This is a genomic window from Corynebacterium sp. HMSC074H12 (genome assembly GCF_001813755.1).
Taxonomy (GTDB): domain Bacteria; phylum Actinomycetota; class Actinomycetes; order Mycobacteriales; family Mycobacteriaceae; genus Corynebacterium; species Corynebacterium hiratae.
The window spans coordinates 119731-141373 of record NZ_KV813903.1 but is presented as its reverse complement, the minus strand read 5'-3'; the positions used below and the strand labels follow the sequence as shown (position 1 = coordinate 141373).

18 protein-coding genes, 1 tRNA gene and 2 pseudogenes are annotated in these 21643 nt (G+C 62.0%); 7 read left to right on the top strand and 14 right to left on the bottom strand.

Features of this window, described 5'->3' with window-relative positions; translation table 11 throughout:
* Positions 1 to 481, top strand: a pseudogene (locus HMPREF2932_RS06555) (DNA recombinase); the annotation flags it as partial.
* Here HMPREF2932_RS06555 and HMPREF2932_RS06550 read toward each other — a convergent pair.
* From HMPREF2932_RS06550 to HMPREF2932_RS06540, 3 genes are all read right to left on the bottom strand, one after another.
* On the bottom strand, positions 450 to 965 hold the full coding sequence (locus HMPREF2932_RS06550; RefSeq protein WP_034969882.1) for a ClbS/DfsB family four-helix bundle protein: 516 nt from the start codon (positions 963 to 965) through the stop codon (positions 450 to 452). The pseudogene HMPREF2932_RS06555 and the gene HMPREF2932_RS06550 sit on opposite strands and share 32 nt — an antisense overlap.
* Before the next feature lie 193 nt (positions 966 to 1158).
* A tRNA-Thr gene (locus HMPREF2932_RS06545) sits at positions 1159 to 1234 on the bottom strand.
* Between the two features lie 102 nt (positions 1235 to 1336).
* Positions 1337 to 2584, bottom strand: coding sequence for a DNA polymerase III subunit delta' (locus HMPREF2932_RS06540; RefSeq protein WP_080975148.1), 1248 nt, complete (start codon positions 2582 to 2584; stop codon positions 1337 to 1339).
* On the opposite strand from HMPREF2932_RS06540, the gene HMPREF2932_RS06535 reads away from it, so the two are divergent.
* Entirely contained in the window at positions 2583 to 4115 is a 1533-nt protein-coding gene (locus HMPREF2932_RS06535; protein WP_049157906.1) for an adenylate/guanylate cyclase domain-containing protein, read from the top strand. The two genes, HMPREF2932_RS06540 and HMPREF2932_RS06535, sit on opposite strands and share 2 nt — an antisense overlap.
* A 33-nt stretch (positions 4116 to 4148) precedes the next feature.
* On the top strand, positions 4149 to 5540 hold the full coding sequence (locus HMPREF2932_RS06530) for a DUF418 domain-containing protein (RefSeq protein WP_049157903.1): 1392 nt from the start codon (positions 4149 to 4151) through the stop codon (positions 5538 to 5540).
* A gap of 533 nt (positions 5541 to 6073) precedes the next feature.
* Here HMPREF2932_RS06530 and topA read toward each other — a convergent pair.
* Positions 6074 to 9004: a type I DNA topoisomerase gene (gene topA / locus HMPREF2932_RS06525; RefSeq protein WP_071409842.1), complete on the bottom strand. Its 2931-nt coding sequence runs from the start codon at positions 9002 to 9004 to the stop codon at positions 6074 to 6076.
* A gap of 201 nt (positions 9005 to 9205) precedes the next feature.
* On the opposite strand from topA, the gene HMPREF2932_RS06520 reads away from it, so the two are divergent.
* The gene (locus HMPREF2932_RS06520) at positions 9206 to 9799 is read left to right on the top strand and encodes a DedA family protein (RefSeq protein ID WP_371326336.1); all 594 of its coding nucleotides are present in this window, start codon (positions 9206 to 9208) and stop codon (positions 9797 to 9799) included.
* Here HMPREF2932_RS06520 and HMPREF2932_RS06515 read toward each other — a convergent pair.
* Entirely contained in the window at positions 9796 to 9999 is a 204-nt protein-coding gene (locus HMPREF2932_RS06515; protein ID WP_010189920.1) for a cold-shock protein, read from the bottom strand. The two genes, HMPREF2932_RS06520 and HMPREF2932_RS06515, sit on opposite strands and share 4 nt — an antisense overlap.
* A 91-nt stretch (positions 10000 to 10090) precedes the next feature.
* Here HMPREF2932_RS06515 and HMPREF2932_RS06510 point away from each other — a divergent pair, with 91 nt between their 5' ends.
* Positions 10091 to 12463, top strand: a complete 2373-nt coding sequence (locus HMPREF2932_RS06510; protein ID WP_071409841.1) for a DEAD/DEAH box helicase — start codon at positions 10091 to 10093, stop codon at positions 12461 to 12463.
* Here HMPREF2932_RS06510 and HMPREF2932_RS06505 read toward each other — a convergent pair.
* From HMPREF2932_RS06505 to ssd, 7 genes are all read right to left on the bottom strand, one after another.
* Positions 12460 to 12804 (bottom strand): Rv3654c family TadE-like protein, encoded by a 345-nt coding sequence (locus HMPREF2932_RS06505; RefSeq protein ID WP_071409840.1) that lies wholly within the window; start codon positions 12802 to 12804, stop codon positions 12460 to 12462. The two genes, HMPREF2932_RS06510 and HMPREF2932_RS06505, sit on opposite strands and share 4 nt — an antisense overlap.
* Positions 12801 to 13124: a hypothetical protein gene (locus HMPREF2932_RS06500; protein ID WP_049157887.1), complete on the bottom strand. Its 324-nt coding sequence runs from the start codon at positions 13122 to 13124 to the stop codon at positions 12801 to 12803. Before HMPREF2932_RS06500 ends, HMPREF2932_RS06505 begins: the two co-directional genes overlap by 4 nt.
* A complete protein-coding gene (locus HMPREF2932_RS06495; RefSeq protein WP_010189925.1) occupies positions 13124 to 13312 on the bottom strand; it encodes a DUF4244 domain-containing protein in 189 nt (62 codons plus the stop codon). Before HMPREF2932_RS06495 ends, HMPREF2932_RS06500 begins: the two co-directional genes overlap by 1 nt.
* A gap of 91 nt (positions 13313 to 13403) precedes the next feature.
* On the bottom strand, positions 13404 to 13961 hold the full coding sequence (locus tag HMPREF2932_RS06490) for a type II secretion system F family protein (RefSeq protein WP_070744911.1): 558 nt from the start codon (positions 13959 to 13961) through the stop codon (positions 13404 to 13406).
* Entirely contained in the window at positions 13961 to 14710 is a 750-nt protein-coding gene (locus HMPREF2932_RS06485; protein ID WP_070527731.1) for a type II secretion system F family protein, read from the bottom strand. Before HMPREF2932_RS06485 ends, HMPREF2932_RS06490 begins: the two co-directional genes overlap by 1 nt.
* A complete protein-coding gene (locus tag HMPREF2932_RS06480; RefSeq protein WP_070527737.1) occupies positions 14707 to 15843 on the bottom strand; it encodes a TadA family conjugal transfer-associated ATPase in 1137 nt (378 codons plus the stop codon). The genes HMPREF2932_RS06485 and HMPREF2932_RS06480 overlap by 4 nt, the downstream gene beginning before the upstream one ends.
* Positions 15840 to 16856: a septum site-determining protein Ssd gene (ssd, locus tag HMPREF2932_RS06475; protein ID WP_071409839.1), complete on the bottom strand. Its 1017-nt coding sequence runs from the start codon at positions 16854 to 16856 to the stop codon at positions 15840 to 15842. Before ssd ends, HMPREF2932_RS06480 begins: the two co-directional genes overlap by 4 nt.
* A gap of 322 nt (positions 16857 to 17178) precedes the next feature.
* Here ssd and HMPREF2932_RS06470 point away from each other — a divergent pair, with 322 nt between their 5' ends.
* Together HMPREF2932_RS06470 and HMPREF2932_RS13405 are read left to right on the top strand one after the other, a co-directional pair.
* Complete coding sequence (locus tag HMPREF2932_RS06470) at positions 17179 to 18378, top strand: IS1249 family transposase (protein WP_070818237.1); 1200 nt, start codon at positions 17179 to 17181, stop codon at positions 18376 to 18378.
* 90 nt (positions 18379 to 18468) lie between these two features.
* A pseudogene (locus HMPREF2932_RS13405) lies at positions 18469 to 19708 on the top strand (IS3 family transposase).
* A gap of 28 nt (positions 19709 to 19736) precedes the next feature.
* Here the strand turns inward: HMPREF2932_RS13405 and HMPREF2932_RS06460 are convergent.
* Positions 19737 to 20552, bottom strand: coding sequence for an ABC transporter ATP-binding protein (locus tag HMPREF2932_RS06460; RefSeq protein ID WP_049156256.1), 816 nt, complete (start codon positions 20550 to 20552; stop codon positions 19737 to 19739).
* A complete protein-coding gene (locus HMPREF2932_RS06455; RefSeq protein ID WP_049156286.1) occupies positions 20552 to 21631 on the bottom strand; it encodes a FecCD family ABC transporter permease in 1080 nt (359 codons plus the stop codon). Before HMPREF2932_RS06455 ends, HMPREF2932_RS06460 begins: the two co-directional genes overlap by 1 nt.
* Positions 21632 to 21643 lie beyond the last annotated feature (12 nt).

Below are 21643 nucleotides of genomic sequence, written 5' to 3'. Positions count from 1 at the left end.
GATATCAGGTGTCTACCAAACAGGGGTCAGGTCCTATCGCGGACAAAGCCACCTACCACAGGTCATCGACGCCATGTTTAATACAGACCAGCTCGAAGCGGAGTCCAAGCGCCTAGACGAGAAAATCCGCGCTCTTGCCAGCGAGATTGAATCATTGGTTGCAGAAAATCAGCGGGTAGCGCAAGACCAGGACCAATACCTCGCCCGCTACACCCAGCTAGAAGCGCGATACCAGAAAACCCTGGGCCGCAAACAAGCCATCGAGGCCGAGATTGCTGCCAAGAGTGCCAAGGCCACTGCGATCAAAACCGCCTACACCCAGTTGGCCGACAAGCCCATCCAGCATTTTCAACCATCCCAGTGGACAGCGCTTATCGACCATGCCGTTATCGGAGCCAACGAGATCCAGTTCGTCTTCAGAATCGGCACTGAAATCACCGTGCCTATTGCTAGCAGGCTGCCAGTTTCTTCCACTTCCTGATTTTGGTGCGAAACGTCGTAAATGGCGCGACGGTGTTGATATGCACCCATTTCCACACCGGCCACGCCGACGGGGTGGAAGAAGCCCACGCACGCTGACCCGAACTAAACAATTCTGATTCGGTTAGACCGCCCACCATTTTGACTATCTCACCAAGCAGGATCTTGAACCTGTCGATCAAATCCTCAGTAGATACCTGCTCCCAGCGTTGGTAGAACGATTCATACAATCCGCCCAGTTGATTCCACTTAAAACCAGGTGCCGGAGTCACCACGTCAAGACCGGCTTGTTCGTCACGTTCCCAGCCGAGCAGTAATTCCATCCAGCCAAGCTGGTAGGCGATCATCTGCCGGGGCGTGCGGTCAACACCGTCAACCAGCCGGTCCCAACCATCGCCAGGAACGCCTACGAACTCGCCGATAAAAAGTTCGCCACGCTTAGTAATCTCTGCGGCTAGTTCATCGCCGGACGCATACGATCTCACCACACACCTCCTCGTGAAACGGCCTTAGGTTTAACGCTTCGTTAGCGCGTTAAACCCTGAATACGCATTTTACTAGGGCAAACAAGATACCCGCTAACGCAAAACCCAAACCCGCTAACGCAAGCGATTTTTCACACCCCCCTAAGCGATACTCGCTAACGCAAAAGGGTACTTATCAAATCCGACGTCTAAGTGGAGCCGCCTGCGAGAATCGAACTCGCGACCTTCTCATTACGAGTGAGATGCTCTACCGACTGAGCTAAGGCGGCACGATGCAGTGTGTATATGCACCGCCTGAGAGTTTAGCCTAGGCCTGGGCTGATAAAGAAATCGGGCTATCACCTGTAGTGTGCACGCAGCACACGTGCTGGTTAGCGCGCGCCACAGGCCAGGCGCAGGCGGCCCACCATGCCGTCGAAAGCCACTTGCGGCGTGACGTTCTGCGGCAGCTGCTCGCGGCAGGTGCGGATAGCGGACTGGGCGGCCAGCAGGCCGTCTTCGCTCACGCGTTGAGCAAGTTCACCGGCTAGGCCCGCGAAGTCCGGGTGGGTCATCTCCACTTCAGCGCCAACTTTGAGCATGAGCGCATCGCGGTAAATGCCGGCGAGATCCACGAGGGCGATGTCGAGGCCGTCAGCAATGCGGCGCTTAGCGCGCTTCTTGTGGAGATCCTCCAGGTCCTTCAGGGCACTGCGGGCGTCGCGCTGTGCCTTGGCCGCGCCTTTACCTTTGGCACCAACGCCGAAGGATTGCTCAATCTTGGAGCGCTCCGCCTCCTCTGCCTCCGCGTGGGAGTCCTTAGCGTCCTTCTCAATGAATTTCAGCAACGCGGTGACAGACTGGAAGGCCTGGGAGCCGTGGAAGACGTCCTCAGCCAGGTTGATGGCCATGGCACGGCGCTTTTGTGCGGCCGGGTCTTTGACGAGGTGTCGCGCACGCCCCACGTGGCGCAGGGTGGTCACGGCGGCTAGGCGCGCGTCATCCTCGCTGGCGCCTTCGGCAACGAGCTGCTTAACGACGCCCTCCACACTCGGCGCCGGGATATAAAGGTGCCGGCAGCGGGAGCGCAGAGTGACCGAGAAGTCCTCCGGGTCCTCTGAGGGTGCCACCATAATGATGACGGTGCGCTCCGGCGGCTCCTCCACGGTCTTGAGCAACGCATTGGCGGCCTCGTTGCGCAGGCGGTCGGCTTTGTTAAAGATGACCACGCGCCACGGCGCCACACTGGGCAGGCTGGCCGCGCGCCCGATAACCTCACGCGCCTCGCCGACGGTGATGAACTGTTCCTTGGGGTCCACGTAGACCAAGTCGGTGTGCTCTTGATTCTCCAAAACGCTCTGGCAGGACGGGCAGCGCCCGCAGCCGGGGTCGCCGTTCGCGTCGGCAGAAGTACACATGAGCGCTGCGGCAAAGCATTGCGCGGCCAGTGAGCGCCCAGCACCGGGAGGGCCTGTTAACAGCCAGGAATGGCTCATCGCGCGCGGGTCACCCTCGCCGCGTGCCGCGCGGGCAGCACTGAGGATGGTGTGGGCGACGGAGGGGGCGTCGGCAAGCCTTTCGGCAACGCTGGAGGTGTTCACTCGCCCTAGCCTACTGGGATAACTAAAGTGATTAACCATGAATAGACTGATGCGTGGCGCCCGCTGGTTGTGGAGCACCCAATGGCCGATGTACGCCGCGCTCGTCTTGGGCGCCAACATCATCGGCGCCATCGCGATTATGACCTTTGTGGTCTTCTTCCTCCCCATGCCGGAGATTTCGGAGTTCATCTCCGATACCCCGCACCTGTGGACCTACGGTTCACTCTTTGTCATCTTCGCCGTCATCATCGGCATTGCGGTAACGTTGCGCATCTTCCGGCCAGTACTGGATTGGCAACGCAACCCCACGGCCCACGACCCCAACATGGTTCGCAACCTCGTGCTGCGCATCCCCATTTACCAGGCCGGGGTTGCCGCTATGGTGTGGTTGCTCGGCATCATCCTGGCTGTGGTGCTCGCCGGCCAACAATCAGCGAGCTTGGGAATCGTGGTGGGAGTGTCCTCCACGCTGGCCGGTGCCCTCGTGGTGTTGCTCACCTATCTACAGGCAGAGCGCCTTGTGCGGCCCGTCGCGGCGGAGGCCGTGGCGCGGCGCTTCGAGGATTCCACGTTGGAGCCGCCAATTAAGTACCGCCTGATGTCCACGTGGCTCATGACTTCCGGTATCCCGCTCATCGGCATCATCTTGGTCCACGTGGGCCAGAAATCGGGGATGTTCACCGCTGATACCTCCGATATTATTCCCGCCATCATCGCGCTGAGCATCACCGCGTTAGGTACGGGGCTTATCGGCACCATGTTCGCCATGATGAGCGTGGTGGACCCCATCCTGGAATTGCAGGACGCCATTAACCGCGTGCGCCGCGGCGAGACCGATGTCCAGGTGGATATCTACGATGGTTCCGAACTCGGTGTTCTCCAGGCCGGCTTCAACGAAATGATGCGCGGCCTGCGTGAGCGCCAGCGCGTGCGCGATATCTTCGGCCGCTATGTCGGCACCGAGGTAGCCCAGCGTGCTCTGGAAGAACGCCCGGAACTCGGCGGCGAGGACCGCAAGGTGGCCGTGCTGTTTATCGACGTCATCGGGTCCACCACCTTCGCCGTCAACCACACCCCGGAAGAGGTCGTGGAGGAGCTCAACAAATTCTTCGAGCACGTCGTCGAGGTGGTGCACCGCAACAAGGGCATCATCAACAAATTCCAGGGTGACGCCGCCCTAGCCGTCTTCGGCGCGCCACTCACGGTCTATGATGCCAACTCCATGGCGCTGCAGGCTGCCCGCGAGCTGCGTCAGGAACTGCGCGGTTTGCAGCTGCAGGCGGGCATCGGCGTGGCCGCGGGCCACGTGGTAGCCGGCCACATTGGTGGTGCGGACCGCTTTGAGTACACCGTGATTGGGGACGCCGTCAACGAGGCCGCCCGCCTGACCGAACTGGCCAAGGACACGCCGGGACAAGTGCTCACCAACTCCGCCACTCTGCGCGGAGCCAACGAGGCCGAGCAAGCACGCTGGACACTGATGAAATCCATTGAGTTGCGTGGGCGCCGTCGCATGACGCAGTTGGCACGCCCCATTCGCCCGACGTTGGCCGAACGCGCCCAAGGATAAGCAAGTCCTTGTGACTCTGGTAGCTTCGGAGCCATGCCCCAACAGCCACACCAGCCCCATCCACCACGCCAGACTTCGAGTCCTCGCCTCCTTGTCCCCGATGTCGCTCGCGGCATGGCCCTGCTGGGCATCGCTCTAGCCAACATCACCACTGGGTGGATCTCCACCAGCGGTGAGGGGCCTGACGCCTACTTTGGCGGTGTCGAGACCCTCGCGGACAAAATCTATGTGGTCTTTGCCGCCATGTTCGTCCACGTGCGTGGCCTGCCGATGTTCTCCACGTTGCTGGGCTTCGGTGTGGGGCTTATCGCGATGAGCTTGTGGCGGCGAGGTTTCCCGCTAGGCCGCGCGCGGACGGTGATTGTGAAGCGCTACGGGTTCTTAGCGCTGTTTGGAGCACTGCACTGTCTTTTCCTGTTTATGGGAGACATCATGATGTTGTACGGAATGATGGGCATTCTCATCGCGCTCGTACTTTTCCTCTCCGATAGAGTCCTCATGATCGTGGCCTATGTGCTCTTCGGGCTCACAGTATTGATCGGTATCGGCATGGGGATTGGTTCCGCGTTCATTGATACCTCGACGGTTGATGTTGGCGCATTCTCCTCCGCACAAAACTACTGGGAGTTGCTGGGCGAACAAGCCTTCATGGTGGTCGCCCAGCTCCTCTCAATGCCCTTCACCGGCTTCATTGTGCTGCCCGTGATGCTCGTCGGCTTCGTATGGGCGCGCCGCGGCACGCTGGCGGGCGGACACCGCCGCGAGCTTTGGATCTGGACGGCGATTACCGCGGCCATCATCCTCTTCATCGGTCTGCCGTGGGGCTTGGCCGCCAGCGGATTCATTGATCCGGCACTGGCGGAGCCTCTCAACGCAGCAAATAGCTTCATCGGTATGCTCACCGGCCCAGGCATCGTGGCGGCGGCGACACTTGCCTTGGAACCCCTGCAGCGTCGTGGTGCGCGCCCATGGTTCCTTTGGCCGTTGATTGCGCTGGGTAAGCGTTCCATGACCGGCTACGTGCTGCAGTCCGTGTTCTTCTTGGCGCTGGTCTACCCCTTCACGCTCGACATTGGACCCGAGTTCAGCGCCGCGGGTCAGGCAGCGCTGGCCGCCGGCGTGTGGCTAGCAACGCTTCTCATCGCCTGCGCGCTTGAGGCCGCAGGCAAGCCTGGTCCTTTCGAGTGGGTCCACCGCCGCTTGTCTTATGGAAAGACGATGCGCCCGGAGTTGGGGGCTGTGCCTAACCCTGTGCCTTCCGCGCCAGGCCATCCACCAGCAGCACCAGGCCTACCGTCTGGGCCGCCGACTGGCCCGCAGCCAGGAGCTTTCCCACAGTCTTTCCCGCAGCAGGGAGCTGCGCCGCACGCGTTCGGGCCACCGTCGCAGCCTCAGAGGCCAGAAGAAGGTTGGCGCCGTGGCTAATCCCCTGCGTAGATTCGGCAGCACGCAAGGCTGGGTCACCGGCTAGCGCGGAAAGCGCAGCCGCTGGGACTCCAGCGACAGCCGTGGCGAGGCGTTCGCTGCGAGTACGAGCTAGCGCGATGCCAGCCGCCCACGCGCCCGTGCGCAAGCTCCAGCCCAACGCATCATTGCGCGCATCGCGCAGCGCCCACGCAAAGGAGGCGTATTGCACACTCACGCACGTCACGCCGAATGTCGTTGGTTTACCGCACTTGGCGGCTTGGCCCACGGCAGCAGCGATGAGTCCCACGCGGGTCTCTGGTGAGCAGTCGGGGCGTAGGGCCAAGGCCACAGGGGCTGCAACCGTCGTCGCGGTGCCCAGCGTGCGCCACGTAAACAGGCCCGACCATGCGGCGGTCTCCCCCGCGGCAAGCGCGCCGAGGGTGAAGTGATCGCGGCCAGCAAAGGCTGGGCCCACCGCGCGCAAAAGAGCCGCAGTACCTTCCTGGGTACGGTCCAGCATGTCGCGCGCGAAGCTGGTCTTCATGGCCTAACTACTTCCTGCGCGATCCGGCCTTGACCACGTTCTTCGTGCCCGGGGAGGGCTTCTTCGTAGCCTTCTTGGTCGCCTTGCGCGTCGACTTCTTGGTGGCCTTCTTCGTCGATTTCTTAGTCGACTTCTTGGTGCTCTTCTTCGTGCCCCCGTTGGCGGCTTCCTTGGCGCGGCGCTCAGAGAGGAGTTCGTTGGCGCGGGCGTCGGTAAGCTGCTCCGGATCGTCGCCACGGCGCAGCGAGGCGTTCGTCGTGCCGTCGGTGACGTACGGGCCAAAGCGGCCGTCCTTGACCGTCATCGGCTTGCCGGAGACGTCATTGTCACCCAGCTGCTTAATCGGCGGCTGTGCGGCAGCGCGTCCACGGCGCTTCGGCTCCGCGTAGATGCGGCGCGCCTCGTCCAGGGTGATGGAGAAGATCTGCTCCTCCTTGGCCAAGGAACGCGAATCCTTGCCCTTCTTCAGGTACGGGCCATAGCGGCCGTTCTGCGCGGTGATGACCTCGCCGTCCGAGGGGTCCACGCCCACCTCACGCGGCAGGCTCAACAACTTGAGTGCTTCCTCCAGCGTGACGCTGGACGGCTCCATCGAGGCAAAGAGCGAGGCCGTACCCGGCTTGAGCTTCTCCTCAACGTACTCAGCAATGCGCTTTTCCTTCTGCTTCGCCGCAGTCTTGGTCTCCCAGTTCTTCGCGCGCTTGCCCTCGGCCGCGCGCTGGGCGTCCTCCGCGGCGCGCTCTTCCTTAACGATCTCCTCGGCTTCGGCCTCGGCCTTCTCGCGCTCGTCGTCACGCACCTGCTCGGTCACGTACGGACCGAAGCGGCCTTCCTTGGCCACGATGGTGCGGCCATTCTCCGGGTTCTGGCCCAGCTCACGCCCGCCCTGCGGGGTGGCAAAGAGCTTCTCTGCGAGGGCCTCGTTGAGCTCATCCGGGGTGACCGTCTCCGAGAGGTTAGCGCGCTGGTACTCCACCGTGCCGTCCTCGTTGGTGCCCACGGCGCGCTCGATATACGGACCGTAGCGGCCCACGCGCACGAAGACATCGCGGCCTTCCGCGTCGGTGTAGAGACGCAGCGAGTTGACCTGGCGGGCATCGATAGCCTCCAGGTTGATGTCCACCAGGGACTTCAGGCCGCCGTGGCGGGCAATGGATGCGGCCTTGCGCTCGCCGGCCTCGGTGTTGCCAAAGTAGAAGTTAGTCAGCCAATCCGTGCCGTTCTCCGAACCGGCGGCAATGGCATCGAGCTCATCCTCCATGGAGGAGGTGAAGTCATAGTCCACCAGCTCGGTGAAGTTATTCTCCAGCAGGCCCACCACCGCGAAGGCAACCCACGAGGGCACCAGCGCGTTGCCGCGGGAGAGCACGTAGCCTCGGTCCTGGATGGTCTTGATGATGGAGGCGTACGTCGACGGTCGGCCGATGCCCAAATCTTCCATCTTCTTCACCAAGCTGGCCTCGGTATAGCGCGCCGGCGGGTTGGTGGAGTGGCCGTCGGCAGTAACGGCGGACGTCGTGAGCGTATCGCCCTCGTTGAGGTGCGGCAGGCGGGATTCCTCGTTCGAGCCCTTCGCCGCAACGTCTTCATAAGCCTTGAGGAAGCCCGGGAAGGTAATCGTGCGGCCGGTGGCGGAGAAGTCCACGTCGTGGCCATCGGCAGATGCCTGCACGGTCACCTTCATCGACGTTCCCTTGGCATCGGCCATCTGAGAGGCCACGGTGCGCTTCCAAATCAGCTCGTAGAGCTTGTACTCCTCGGCGTCGAGCTGCCCGGCCAGCTGGCCCGGGGTGGCAAAACGCTCACCGGCCGGGCGGATGGCCTCGTGGGCCTCCTGGGAGTTCTTCACTTTACGGTCATAGGTGCGCGGCCCGTCGGCCACGAACTCGGCGCCGAAAATGGACGTCGCCGCCTCACGTGCCGCGTCCAGGCCCTGCTTAGACAGGGAGGTCGAGTCGGTACGCATATAGGTAATGTGACCGTTCTCGTAGAGGCGCTGCGCAATGCGCATCGTGCGCTCCGAGGTGTAGTGCAGGCGCCGACCCGCCTCCTGCTGCAGGGTCGAGGTCATAAACGGCGCGGAAGGCTTGCGCGAATAGGGCTTGTGCTCAACGCTGGCCACGGTCATGGTGGAGCCCTCCAGCGCGCTGGCCAGCTGCTCCGCCTGGGCCTGCTTGACGACGACCACCTCGTCGCTCTTCAGCTGACCCCTATCGTTGAAGTCGCGGCCCGCGGCCACGCGCTTGCCGTCGAGGGCGCTCAGGCGCGCGTCGAAGTCCGGCGTGGACTTCAGCGTTGCCGTGAGATCCCAGTACTCGGCGGGGATGAACGCCATGCGCTCGCGCTCGCGCTCGACGATGACGCGGGTAGCCACCGACTGCACGCGGCCAGCCGATAGCCGCGGCATGACCTTCTTCCACAGCACCGGGGAAACCTCGTAGCCGTAGAGGCGGTCCAGGATGCGGCGGGTTTCCTGGGCGTCGATGAGGTTTTCATCGAGCTCACGGGTATTTTCTGCTGCCTCCAGGATGGCGGACTTGGTGATCTCGTTGAAGACCATGCGGCGCACCGGCACCTTGGGCTTGAGCACTTCCAGCAGGTGCCAGGCAATGGCCTCACCCTCGCGGTCGGGGTCTGTTGCGAGGTAGAGCTGATCGCACTGCTTCAGCTTGGCCTTGAGGTCAGCGACCTTCTTCTTCTTGTCCTGGCTGATGACGTAGAGCGGGGTGAAGTTATCCTCCGGGTTAACACCGAGGCGCGCCCAGGATTCCTTCTTATATTTGGCGGGGACGTCGGCAGCGCCGCGGGGAAGGTCCCGGATGTGGCCGACGGAGGCCTCAACAATGTACTTATCGCCGAGGTAAGGCTGAATCTTCTTCGCCTTGGTTGCTGACTCGACGATGACCAGGGTCTTCCCCGGGCCGGTAGCTTCTGCCACTTCGACTTCATCCCTTCCGATGGCTAGTCCTCTGCTGGGCAATTGCCCCTAGAGTACACAGATAGAGGTTCACTCTAGTTATTCAGGCCAGTACACGTCCACACAACCGGGGGTCTATACTGGCCGTCCGAGGATTCGCCTCACAGTACACAACCGGGAGACAGCGTGATTGCGTCTATTACTGCATGGTTCGAGGTCATCATGGCCACACAGTGGATTTATCCGCTGGTGGGCTCGCTGATTTTCCTCGACTGCTTCTTCCCTGTTTTGCCTTCAGAGGTTCCCCTCAACATGGTGGGCGCCTGGTCTGGTTCCCAAGGATTCCCCCACCTCCCCACCATGTTTTTCGTCGCCATGGTTGCCGCCATTTTGGGGGATAACTTGTGCTTCCTCCTAGGTACCCGGCTCATTGCCCTTATTAATAGAGCCCAAAAAGGCACGAAGGCTTATGACGCCTTGACGTGGGTCAAGCGCAACATTCGGCGCAGCGGCGGCGCGGCCATCATCATTGCGCGTTTCATCCCCTCAGCCCGGCTCTTCATGACGATTCTGCTGGGCTCCATGCGCTACCCGTGGGTACTGTTTTTCTTCTTCGACACCATCGGCGTCCTGCTGTGGGTGGCACAGGCTCTAGCCATTGGTTATCTCGGCGGCGTGGCCTTCTCCGGCTCACCCGCGATAGCCATGCTCATTTCCATCATCGCCGCCGTCATCATCGGCTTCGGCCTGCAGAAAGGCCAGAATAAGCTGCTGGAATGGTGGGATACCCGGCGCGGCTACGCCGAATCCCCCTAGACCACCTCGACGTTGGTGGCCTGCTGGCCTTTAGCGTCTTCCCCAATCTCAAAGGAGACGCGCTGATTGTCTTCGAGGGTACGGAAGCCGGTTCCTTGGATTTCGGTGTAGTGCACGAAGATGTCGCCGGAGCCGTCCTCCTGCTCAATGAAGCCGTAGCCTTTTTCGGCGTTGAAGAACTTGACGGTACCGTATGCCATGATGAGTTGTCCTTTGCGGAAATAAAGTAATGCAAACTAGTGCACTAGTGTGCCACGTTTGGACACCTGCAGCAGATTAGTGGAGGCAAGCGTGAGTGAGAACCCTCTAGGTGAGGAGCTCGTCGAGCACCTTGTTGAGCGTTTCCCCGAGTCCGAGCTAACACACTCCACTACCCTGCCCGCCCAGCCAGCGAGCTATGCCGAGTGGCCAGAGTGGGTGCTGCCGGAGTTGCGGTCGGCGTGGGAGGAGCAAGGCGTCGCCAAGCTCTATGCCCACCAGGTCGCCGTGGCACAGGCCGCGTGGGAGGGGCGCGATGTGGTGGTCTCCACCGGCACGAGTTCCGGAAAGTCCCTGGGCTACCGTTTGCCCATCCTGTCCCACCTGGCGCAGGACCCGACCGCGTGCGCGCTCTACATCACGCCAACGAAGGCGCTGGGTTCGGACCAGCTGCGCACGGTGCTCGAGCTCACGCAGAATATCGCCGCGCTTCACGACGTCCACCCCGCCCCCTACGACGGTGATACCCCCACCGAAGCGCGCGCCGGCATCCGCGATCAGGCGCGGTTCATCTTTTCCAACCCGGACATGATTCATTCTTCTCTGCTGGGCGCACACCAGCGGTGGGCGCGGGTGCTGCGGCACTTGAAGTTCATCGTGATTGATGAGGCGCACGCCTACCGCGGGGTTTTCGGGGCGAACGTGGCGCTCGTGGTGCGGCGTTTGCTGCGGCTGTGCGCGCACTATGGCTCGCGGCCGGTGGTGATTGCGGCTTCGGCGACCATGCGAGATCCCGCCCGGCATGCTGCACGGCTGACGGGGCGCGAGTTTCTCCCTGTAACCGAGGATGGCGCGCCGACGGGTGCGCGGACGGTCGCGCTGTGGGAGCCGGGCTTCATGGAAGGCATCGAAGGCCAAAACGGCGCTCCTGTGCGCCGCGCCGCCACGACGGAAGCGGCCTGGATGATGGCCGCGCTGGTGGCGCAGGGCGCCCGGACGTTGACCTTTGTGCGCTCGCGGCGTGCGGCAGAGACCACCGCGCTGCGGGCAGCGGAGGAGCTCTCCGGGAGGCTGGGCCGGCCGGATTTCGCGCGCCGGATTGCCGCCTACCGCGCGGGGTATCTGGCCGAGGACCGCCGCGCGCTGGAGCAGGCGCTGGATGATGGCTCCCTGCTCGGCGTGGCCACCACCTCGGCTTTGGAGCTGGGCATCGACGTCGGCGGGTTGGATGCCGTGGTCACTGCTGGGTTCCCGGGTACGGTTGCTAGCTTCTGGCAGCAGGCCGGGCGCGCGGGCCGCCGTGGCCAGGGCTCGCTGGTGGTGTTGGTGGCCCGCGATGAACCGATGGATACCTACCTGGTCCACCACCCGGAAGCGCTCTTGGGCCGGCCGGTGGAAGCTAGCGTGTTCAACCCCGCCAACCCCTACATCCTGGCCGGGCACGTGTACTGCGCGGCGGTGGAGAAGCCGCTAAGCGACGCCGACGTGGCCGCCTTCCGCGCCGAAGACGTGGTCCACGACCTAGCCCAGCAAGGCTTGCTGCGCCGGCGCTCGCAGGGCTGGTTCGCCGCTCCCCTGCCGGCTGGCTCCAGCGAGCTCACCCCGGAGACCGCTCACACGGCCGTCTCGCTGCGGGGTGGCTCGGGCGAGGAGGTCGTGATTGTGGATTCCTCCGATGGCCGCTTGCTCGGCACCATCGATTTAGCCCGCGCGGTAAGCCAGGTGCATCCCGGCGCGGTGTATCTGCACCGTGGGGAGAGCTTTGTCATCGAGGATCTGCACCTTGGCAGCGCTGGTGGCGCAGCTCCCGCCGAGCCGGGCGTGGCCCTCGCCGTGCCGAAAACGCCGGACTACACCACGCAGCCGAAGTCCACGACGGACATCCGCATCCTGCGCGAGGCCGATGACCTGGTGAACTACGCCCCCGGCCTGTGGGTGGCCAGCCTGGAGGTCGAGGTGACCGACAAAGTCACCGGCTACCAGGTACGGCTTCCCGATGGCTCCGTGGGCGAGGATATCCCCCTTGACCTGCCGGAGCAGCGCCTGGTGACCCGAGCGGTGGCCTACACCATCGATCCGCTGGCACTCGCAGCGATGGGAGTCACCGCCGGGCGCACCCCGGGCACCCTCCACGCAGCTGAACACGCTGCCATTGGGTTGCTGCCGCTCATTGCCACCTGCGACCGCTGGGACATCGGCGGCGTGTCCACCGCGCAGCACGCCGATACGGGCTTGCCCACGGTCTTCGTCTACGACGGCCATCCCGGCGGCGCCGGCTTCGCCGAGGAAGGTTTCCGCCGCTTCCCCGAGTGGATCAAGGCCACCTTCGAGGCCGTGCGCTCCTGCCCCTGCGAATCCGGCTGCCCGTCGTGCGTGCAGTCCCCCAAATGCGGCAACGGCAACAACCCTCTGGACAAGGCAGGCGCTATAGCTCTCCTCGGCGCGCTGGTGACCATGACGTCTTAGACTGGGCCAGCACGGGCGATGGCGCTGCGCCCGCGCAGCCGGGCAGTGACCTCCACGTCGCGCCCATCGATGTCGCAGGAGCCGAGTTCCGCGCCGTTGAGCGCGGCGATCTCTGTGGCCTTCGTGCAGGCGTCCCTGCCCTTGGCTACCTCCCACGCACCGGCCACGGCGGCGAGGTCCGCCGCCACCTGCGCTTCGTGCCGCGCCACAACGAGCGAAGCAACTGCCGCGACTGCCAACAACAGAGACGCCACTGCAGCGATGATCCCGGCGGTGACGACGGTGGCATAGCCGTCCTCACCCGCTAGGAGTCTCGCCCATCTGCGCTGACGACGCCTCATGGCTGCACCCCGTTGTTCCCACCCGCTGCCATCTCCGCAGGAAACACCGCCTGCGCGCGCATGGTCCCCAGCGGTGCCGGCACGGCGGCCTCAGCGGTCATAAGCCCGGAGCCTTCGCTCACATTCACGGTCACTCCCTCGCGTTGAAAATCCACGCCAATGGCGGCGGAGCGAGCAGCAGCGCCCGCGGCGTCAACGGCAGCGAGGTGGGCCGACAACGTGGCGATGCCACCCACGATTCCCGCGGCAACGATGACGAGCGCGAACAGCGACAATGCCGCCTCGATGGTGACGGAGCCGGCGTCATCAAGCGCGCGCATTAGCCTGGGGTGTTGGACAGGGCGTCGGTGATGATGGACGTGATGGCGCTGGTGACTTCGCCACCGTTGACCACGGCATAGAGCACCGCAGCAAGCGCCGCGGCCGCGAGCGAACCCATGGCGTACTCAATCGTGGACATACCATCATCATTCGCTAATAGTGACTGGTAGTTTACCTTTTTCTGCATGATATACCTAGCTTTCTTTTCTTGTGTTTATGAAGGTTGCGTGTACTGAGTTGGTGAGTGGTTAGTTAAGCGGTTATTGGAATGAACTGCCCTAGAAGAGTTGCTGGCCCAAGCTGATAAGGACAGGTATCAACCCAAGGACCAGGAATGCGGGAAGGAAACACACCGCTAGCGGTGCTGCAATGAACACGCCAGCGCGCTCCGCCCGCGCGGTAGCTTGCGCCGAGGCTTCGGCACGCAGCTGCGCCACCAACCGGTGGCACCCCGTAGCCATAGCCGCACCCGATTCGCCAGACAGCTGCGTAAGCCGCACTAGTTCTTCCAAATGCGGTTGACTGGCCAGCGCCGACCATGCCGAACTCATGGGCACCCCCACCCCGATGAGAGCGGCCGCCTCCGACCACTGCGGCGAGGCTTCGGCGACAGCTAGCACGGCACTGCGCGTGGAGAGACCGGCCTCCAGGCACGCGGCGAAGAGCTCCAGGTCGCTGGCAGCATCGAGCGGACTATAGTCCGTTTCGGGACCATCACGCGGCGTCTTCGGACGCGGTGTGCGTGAGCCAGACTGGGCTATTCGTCCAGACGGTGCAGCAGAGGTAACAGCGAATGCCGCAGCCATGAATGCAGCGGAGATATACGTCAAGACCATCACTGCGCCGCCCTTCGCAGAATGAGACGCGACCAAGCAAAGCCGGCGCAGACGAGGGCCACGCCGATGTCGAGAAGCACGCCCCCAAGGCCACCGCCGAGCAAGAACCCCAAGGAATCGGCGCCCATCGCCCCACCCATAAGGATGCCCGCCAGCGGCAGGGACGCCAGGATGACCGCGGTGGCCTGTGGCCCTTGCAAGGAGGCCGCGGTCTCACCGGCATGGCGGCGCGCGGTATCCAGCTGACTTTGAGCCTGCTCGATGAGGTTCGCCAACGCCACGCCATGGCGTCCCGAGAGCGTGAGCAGCGCTGCATAGCGGGCAACCTCCGGTGCATTGAGAGCAACCGCAGGCGAACCTCCTTGTGCCGCGAGACCCGCAGCCGTGATCAACGCGGCGCGGAGGTTCTCCGGGGTGGAGTCTGGAAGAGCGTCGGCGCCCCGGCGAAGCGCGCCCGCCGTTGTCGATCCCGCCCGCAGCTCGGCGGCAACAGAACCGAAGTAGGAGGCGAGCGCCTCCGCGCCACGGCGCTCGCGCCGGGACGCCGCCAGGTCATTGGCAAACCACAGCGCACAAACCACAATGCAGCCCACCGCCACCACGACAGTGGGCCTGCCGAAGAAGACACAGCACCCGACCCCGAGAAAGACAGCCGCGGGTGCCAACGAGCGAGGCTTCGGCGATTCCAGCCGCGTCACCGAAGGCGGCTGCGAGAGCAAACACGCCGCCGCGAGGAATAGCCACATCATGGTTCCACCCCCAGCCGCGAACACAGCTGCGCAAACCCGGGAAGCGGACCGTCTTCGGCCGTCCACACCAGCTGCGGTGTAACCGGGTTTCCCTCCAGCACACCGAGGTGCGCTAGCCGACGCCCCTCCGGCGTGCGCTCCATCCCGAGGACCACGTGCACGGCGGCCGCCAGCTGCGAATGCAGTGCTACGCGGTCGAGTCCGCCGAGAGCGGCGAGGGCCTCCATGCGGGCGGGCACTTCATCAACAGAGTTTGCGTGCACGGTGCCCGCACCACCATCGTGCCCGGTGTTGAGCGCGGCAAGCAGTTCCACGACCTCCGCGCCGCGGATTTCGCCAACGACGATGCGGTCCGGGCGCATGCGTAGCGCTTGGCGGAGCAGGAGCGACATGGAGATCTCGCCGCGCCCTTCCGCGTTGGCCCGGCGCGATACCAGGGTCACAACGTGCGGGTGATTAGGCGAAAGCTCCGGGGTGTCCTCGATGATGAGCAAGCGTTCGGTAGCGGGCACACACCCCAGCAAGGCTGCGAGCAACGTCGTCTTTCCTGAGCCTGTCCCTCCCGTAACCAGGAAGGACGCCCGCCGCTCAACCACGGCGCGCAGGACGTGCTCCAGGCTGGAATCAATGCTGCCACTAGCTATCAGTTCCTCCAGGCTGGTTTGGGCCTGACGCAACACACGAAGGCTGATGCAGGTTCCGCTTGCCGAGGGAGGAGCAAGCAGCGCGTGGAGGCGAATCCTCGTTCCGTCGGGGCGGGTCAGGCGCCCATCGGCAAAAGGTTGCGCATCATCCAACCGCACGCCCGCCACCGCAGCCAGCCGGGTGGCCAGTTGGCGAACCTCGGTGTCGTCGGCAAAGCCAATATCGCGCGGCTGCAAACCCTGCCCGCAATCGACGAAACAGGAATCGGGGCCATTGACAACGACATCGGTCAGCCCCGGCAGCGACAGGACCGGCTCCAATAATCCCAAGCCCACGGAATCGTGGCGCAGGCGCTGCAGAAGGTCGAGCACATCGACATCGCTGATGACTCCAGCCTCCTGGCGAATGCGCCGCGCCAAAGCAGGGGCGTCGTGGGCCAGCTGTGGCTCGGAGGCCACGATGGTGCGCATCGTATCGATCAGGTTCATGCCACGGCCTCCCACATCTGGCGCGCGGCACGCGCAAGGGCCCGGGGCAGCTGGCTCGGCAGCCCACTGGTTTCTACCGTGCGCGTCAGGCCACGGATGGTGGGCAACTCAGCGATGGGATCCGCGTGAGTCACCGTGGCAATATCGCTGGCATCCAGGCCCGCCCACTGGCGGTTGCGCACGACGACGGAGCACTCCTGCGGCCGGGCGCGAAGTTCAGCTACTAGCTGCGCGCAGGCAGCGGCCGCCCGCACCTCAGCGGCAGTAAGCACCACCACGTGATCCGCCGCATCGGGGATATCCCACGGCGGGCAATCCACCACCACGGTCCCCGGGTATAAACACGCAGCTTGCATAATGGCCGCGCGCCGGGCGCTACTCATCTGAACCACCTCTACGCTGGATGACCTCGCAGCCGAGAGAACCGCGATGCCATCCGGGGTGGCGGGCAAAGCACGGACAAGGTCTGCTGCATCAACCGAACCAGTCCCCGCGGCAAGATCCGGCCACCGCGGGCCGGGCTTGTTCTCAATTCCGGTGAGCAAATCGAGGCCGCCGGAATAAGGGCTCGCATCAACGAGGAGATCCGCGCCCGCCTCGCGGGCCAGCGCCACCGCCACCGTTGATGCACCCAAACCTCCGGCGGAGCCGGTCACCGCCAGGGTTAAGCCGGTAGACACGGTGGTCTCCGGAGTGGCGTCTGCTGCTAGTGCGCCCAGGAGCTCTTTCGATTGGGCGGGCACAATGAAGGCGGCAGTCGCGCGGCAGCACAGCGCAGCCTCATAATCGATGGGCCCCGGATCCAGCGCCAAGAAATACACCCTCGGATGCCCCGCCACGAGACGAGCCGTCAGCGAATCAGCCAAGACGGCATCCGCCTTGGGCAGGTGCCGGGAGAAGTCCCGTGGGTCCTCCACGGTGCTCACTTCCGCAGTACTGGCGGCTGCCGCGGATGCCGCCTCTGCTCGCAGCGTGGAATCCCCAACAGCGATAACTAGGTGAAACGTGCTCATGCCTGAAGCATGCGCGAGCGCACCAACCGCGCGCTAGGGCTTCCTCACCACCTGTGGATAACTTCGCCATTGTGGCGTCTTTCGCCCCTATTTTGCTGACGCTTGAACAAAATTACCGGGGCTCACGTACCAAAACTCACAGGAAACCGTGCTTCCACAATGGCCTAAACGACAGGATGTGTTGGTGAGGTTGGATGGTTAGCTGGTCTGGCGTGCTGGTATTAGGATGATTTCACTTATCCGGAGGGATACCCCAGTCTCGGGCCGGAAATACTGCCGGGGAAGTGCCGGTGTGCTAGCTGCCTAGGTTCACGATGAGAGGATGAGTAAGAATCATCCTCGATGCCCCGTCTGTAGCAGGGTGTGCATCAAATACGGAACGACAAGTACTGGTCGCCAACGATGGCGATGCCGCACTTGCAAGGCCACTTTCACCCGCACCAATGACGACGCAGTTCAAGCAAAATGGTTTCGCCTTTTCATCTCGTGGCTCATGTCAGGCCACAGCCTGACAGAGACAGCTAAGACCTGCGGAGTTTCATCACGAACTCTGCAACGCCGGTTCAAAACGTTCTGGCTTATCCAACCTCCCCGAAGCGTTGATAAGCAGCGAATCTACGATCAAATCTTCATCGACGGCACCTACTTCAACACCAAGTGCCTTGTCGTGGCTGCTGACTCCTGCCATGTCATCAACTGGTTCTGGTGCACTAAGGAATCCTCCTGGTCATACATGCGCCTGCTGGACGAACTAGCCCCACCACAACTGGTGACCTGTGATGGGGATTCCGGAGGACTTAAAGCACTACGCCGCCTGTGGCCTGATACCCCGGTTCAACGCTGCATTGTCCACGTCAAACGCAACATTCAACGCGCCACAGGCCTGCACCCCACCTCGCCGATGGGCAAAGCACTGCGACGGCTTTCCTTCGAACTGCTAGCCGTTACCAACCTAGATGAAGCAGCCGAATGGACTGCCAAGCTACACCAATTCGGCACTGTATTTAGCACCCAGCTCAAAGCCAGAACTTACGTCAAAGACGTCCCTTTCGAGCAGATTCCTAAATCCAAACGTGGCAACAAAAAATGGTGGTACACCCACGATGTTCACCGCGGAATCTACCTACAGCTGAAGAAAATGAGTCAACACGGACACCTCTTTGCCTACCTCACCCAAGCTAAAGAAGGCCAACGCTTAGAGCGCACAACCAACAGCCTGGAAGGCGGAGTGAACTCGCAAATCAAGAAACTGATGCACGCCCACCGAGGACTGCGCGACGAGCAACAACGCATCGCCTGTGACTGGTGGCTGTACTTACACACGCAGCTGCCTGACGACCCCGTAGAAATCGCCAGGCAGCAAAACTGGGGCCAGGACGCACTCGCCAAAGCACAAACCCTAGCCGACCAGGAAACACAAGCCACCAGCGGCCATGAAGACGGCCGACCAGCAACCTACGACAGCGCCATCGACACTGCCTACAACCACTCTATGGGAATACGTAAAGGTCACATACGCTAAACCCCAACCCCCACCAACACAATCTGTCGTTTAACTCGACTGAAGTGTCCCAGGTTTTGTTCCGTTTGAGTAGATGGGAAAATCTGGAACATGCCAAGAAAATTTGACCAGGATGCAAAGGACCGTGTGGTCCGTCTCGTGGAGGACCGCATCTTGGCGGAAAGCATGTCGATGCATCCCGCGTGCTAGGCAGTAGCTTCAAAGTTGGGGGTTTCATGGCACACGGCTCGTCTATGGACTTAAGCCTGCTCGTCGTGCGGGAAACATCCCAGAACCTGTTCCTGAAGATTTGGCTACCGAAAATGCCAGGCTACGCCGCGAAAATCAAGAGCTTCGAGATACCAACGAGTTGCTGAAGGCTGCGTCAGCTTTTTCGCCTCACGACCAGGCCCCAAACGTTAAGAAATGATCCGGTTCATCGATAAATACCGGAATCATTTCTCTGTCGAGTTCATCTGCACCGGAGTTGAAGATTAACCGGGCTGGTGGGTTTATCACCTCGCGTGGTTATCGCCAGTCCAAAGCCCGTGGGCTTAAGTGCTCGTCGCCTTCGTGACGCTGTGCTGATTGAACGCATTGGTGCCATTCATCGGGATAATTACGGTGTCTACGGCGTGCGGACAATGTGGCATGCGCTTGACCGTGACGGAATCGACATCGGTCGTGAGCAAACCGCCCGGCTGATGCGCCTAGCTGGTGTTTCTGGCACAGGCACAGGCGGATCACCAATCACAACCCGTACACCTCAACAGGCCGGATCTGCGCCCGGATTTGGTCGAGCGTGAGTTCAAAGCCCAAGGCCTTAAACAAGCTGTGGGTGGCCGACATTACCTACGTGCGTACGAAGAAGGGTTTTGTGTACACCGCGTTTGTCACTGACGTTTACTCCCGGCGGATCGTCGGATGGGCATTATCGGACTCGATGCGCACCGAGGTATTACCGCTGCAAGCACTCAACCAAGCGATTGTGAGCGCGAAGGAAACAACAGGCCTTATTCACCATTCGGATCACGGCTTATAGTACGTCAGCGTTGTCTACAACCAGCGTCTCGCCCAGCACGGGATTGCCGCTTCCACTGGGACCGTCGGTGACTGAAATGACAATGCTCTAGCTGAAAACGTTAACGGCTCTTACAAGAATGAGCTCATCCATACTCGCAGGTGGAATGATGTTGTCGAGGTAGAAATCGCGACGTTCGAGTGGGTGTCATGGTGGAACGAGGTAAGGCTCCACCAAAGCCTGGGATATCGAACCCCAGCCGAGGTGGAAACCGAATTGTGGAAGAAGAACCCGCAACAGGGAATAATAGAAATCAAGGAACATGCCTAGGAACAAAACTCGGGGCACTTCAAGCCCCTTATATGGCTCTGGATGTGGTGATTGCTGCAGAACCGTCATCAGTAAGGGTGACTTTTCCATCTACGCGGTAGACTTCACGCAACATTTTTGCGGTTAACACGTCCTTAGCTGCTCCGTGTGCGTATACAGTGCCCGCGTGGAGTACCGCAATGCGGTGAGCGAAGCGCGCTGCTTGTGAAAGATCGTGCATCGAAACCACGACCGCCGCGGGTGCTTCAGCTGCATAGGCGCGAATATGCTCCATGAGGATGAGCTGATTTCTTAGGTCAAGAGCGCTGGTTGGCTCGTCCAGTAGTAATGCCTGCGGCCGGCATACGATGGCCTGGGCGAAGCTTACTAATTGACGCTGGCCGCCGGAGAGCTGGGACATTGTTCGGGATTCTAGGTCTTCTAGCCCCAGCCGCGTGAGGACCGAGCTGACTCGGTCCTGTGTGGATGTGGCTACCCGTAGTCCGCTGAATCCCGTCCGGGAATGCTGGAGTGCCAGAAGTACCGATTCGAATACGGTAAGGGTGCTTTCCGGCGGGGGATCCTGTGGCAAATATACTGCCTCGGGCCCAGTGACGTCGCCGCTGAATCGGCATAGGTTAGCCATGCAGCGCAGCAAAGTCGACTTACCAGCGCCATTAGGGCCGACGAGGGCGGTGACGGTTCCAGCTTCGATCTTTGGGAGACATACGTCATTCAGTATCTGTTCGTCTCCATGGGAAAAGCACAGGTTATCTACCCGGAGTGTGGGTTCTGGCGGAACCGTGGGCGGTTGTTCCACGAGGGGGTCCTTTCTGGGGCAGGAAGTACTGGGAGAGGCGATCATTAGGTTGAGGAGACAGTTCGGGGGCGGCGTCGCAAAACAATGAGGACGACGAACACGGGAACGCCCACAATCGCGGTGATGATGCCGACAGGCAGAATCGCCCCAGGCTGGATCAGCTTGGATACCACTGAGGCTGAGGTCAGCAAAAGCGCACCTGAGATGATGGACGTGGTGAGGAAGAAGCGTTGGTCCTCACCAACGAGCATCCTGGCGATATGTGGGCCGACGAGTCCGATGAAACCAATTGTCCCGGCCATCGAAACGGCAGTTGCCGCCATAAGGGAGACTCCCACCAGCGTGTACGTGCGCAGCTTTGGGATATTGATACCCATGGACCTAGCGCGGTCGTCGCCCATTCGAAACGCGGTCAGCGTCCACGCATTGCGGTAGAAGTAAGCAATTCCGATTAGTGAGATGACCGCGAGAAGGCCGATCTGAGGCCACGTAGCGCGCGTAAGGCTGCCCAAGGTCCAGAAAACCACCTGCTCTAATTGGGTCTGCGAGGCGAGGTACTGCATTAGCGCTAGTAGAGCATCGAAGAGGAACACGATGGCTATGCCCAGCAGAATCATTCCCTCGGTACCAGAGCTCTTTGACCGAGAGAATAGGACGATCACCGCACAGGCCGCGAGGGCGAAGACCCAAGCACTGCCCGCCATTCCCAGCGCTGCCCCGATTCCCGCCGCGGTGAATCCTGAGACGGTGGCAAAGGCTGCGCCAAAGCTCGCAGCGGCGGAAATGCCCAGCGTATAGGGCTCTGCCAAGGGGTTATCCAAGATGGTTTGCATCTCTGCGCCGGCAGCAGCGAGGGTGCCACCGATGAGCACCGCTGTGACGGTCATAGGCAGACGTATATCAAAGATGATCTGCCAGTCAATTGGGCGGGAATCGCTGGGGTGAAAGAGCACGTAGAGCGCCTCATTTGCGTTCAAACTGCTGCCGATGAGGAAATCTATGGCAATGGTGACGCATAGCAGGGCCGTAAGCCCTGCGATGATCGCTACCTTTCGCCTGCTAGCTGTTCGGTACCAGTTTGACCGGGGGCGTTGCCGTTGCGGGGTAGAGTTTTGGTCGTCCACCTCGCTTCCGGT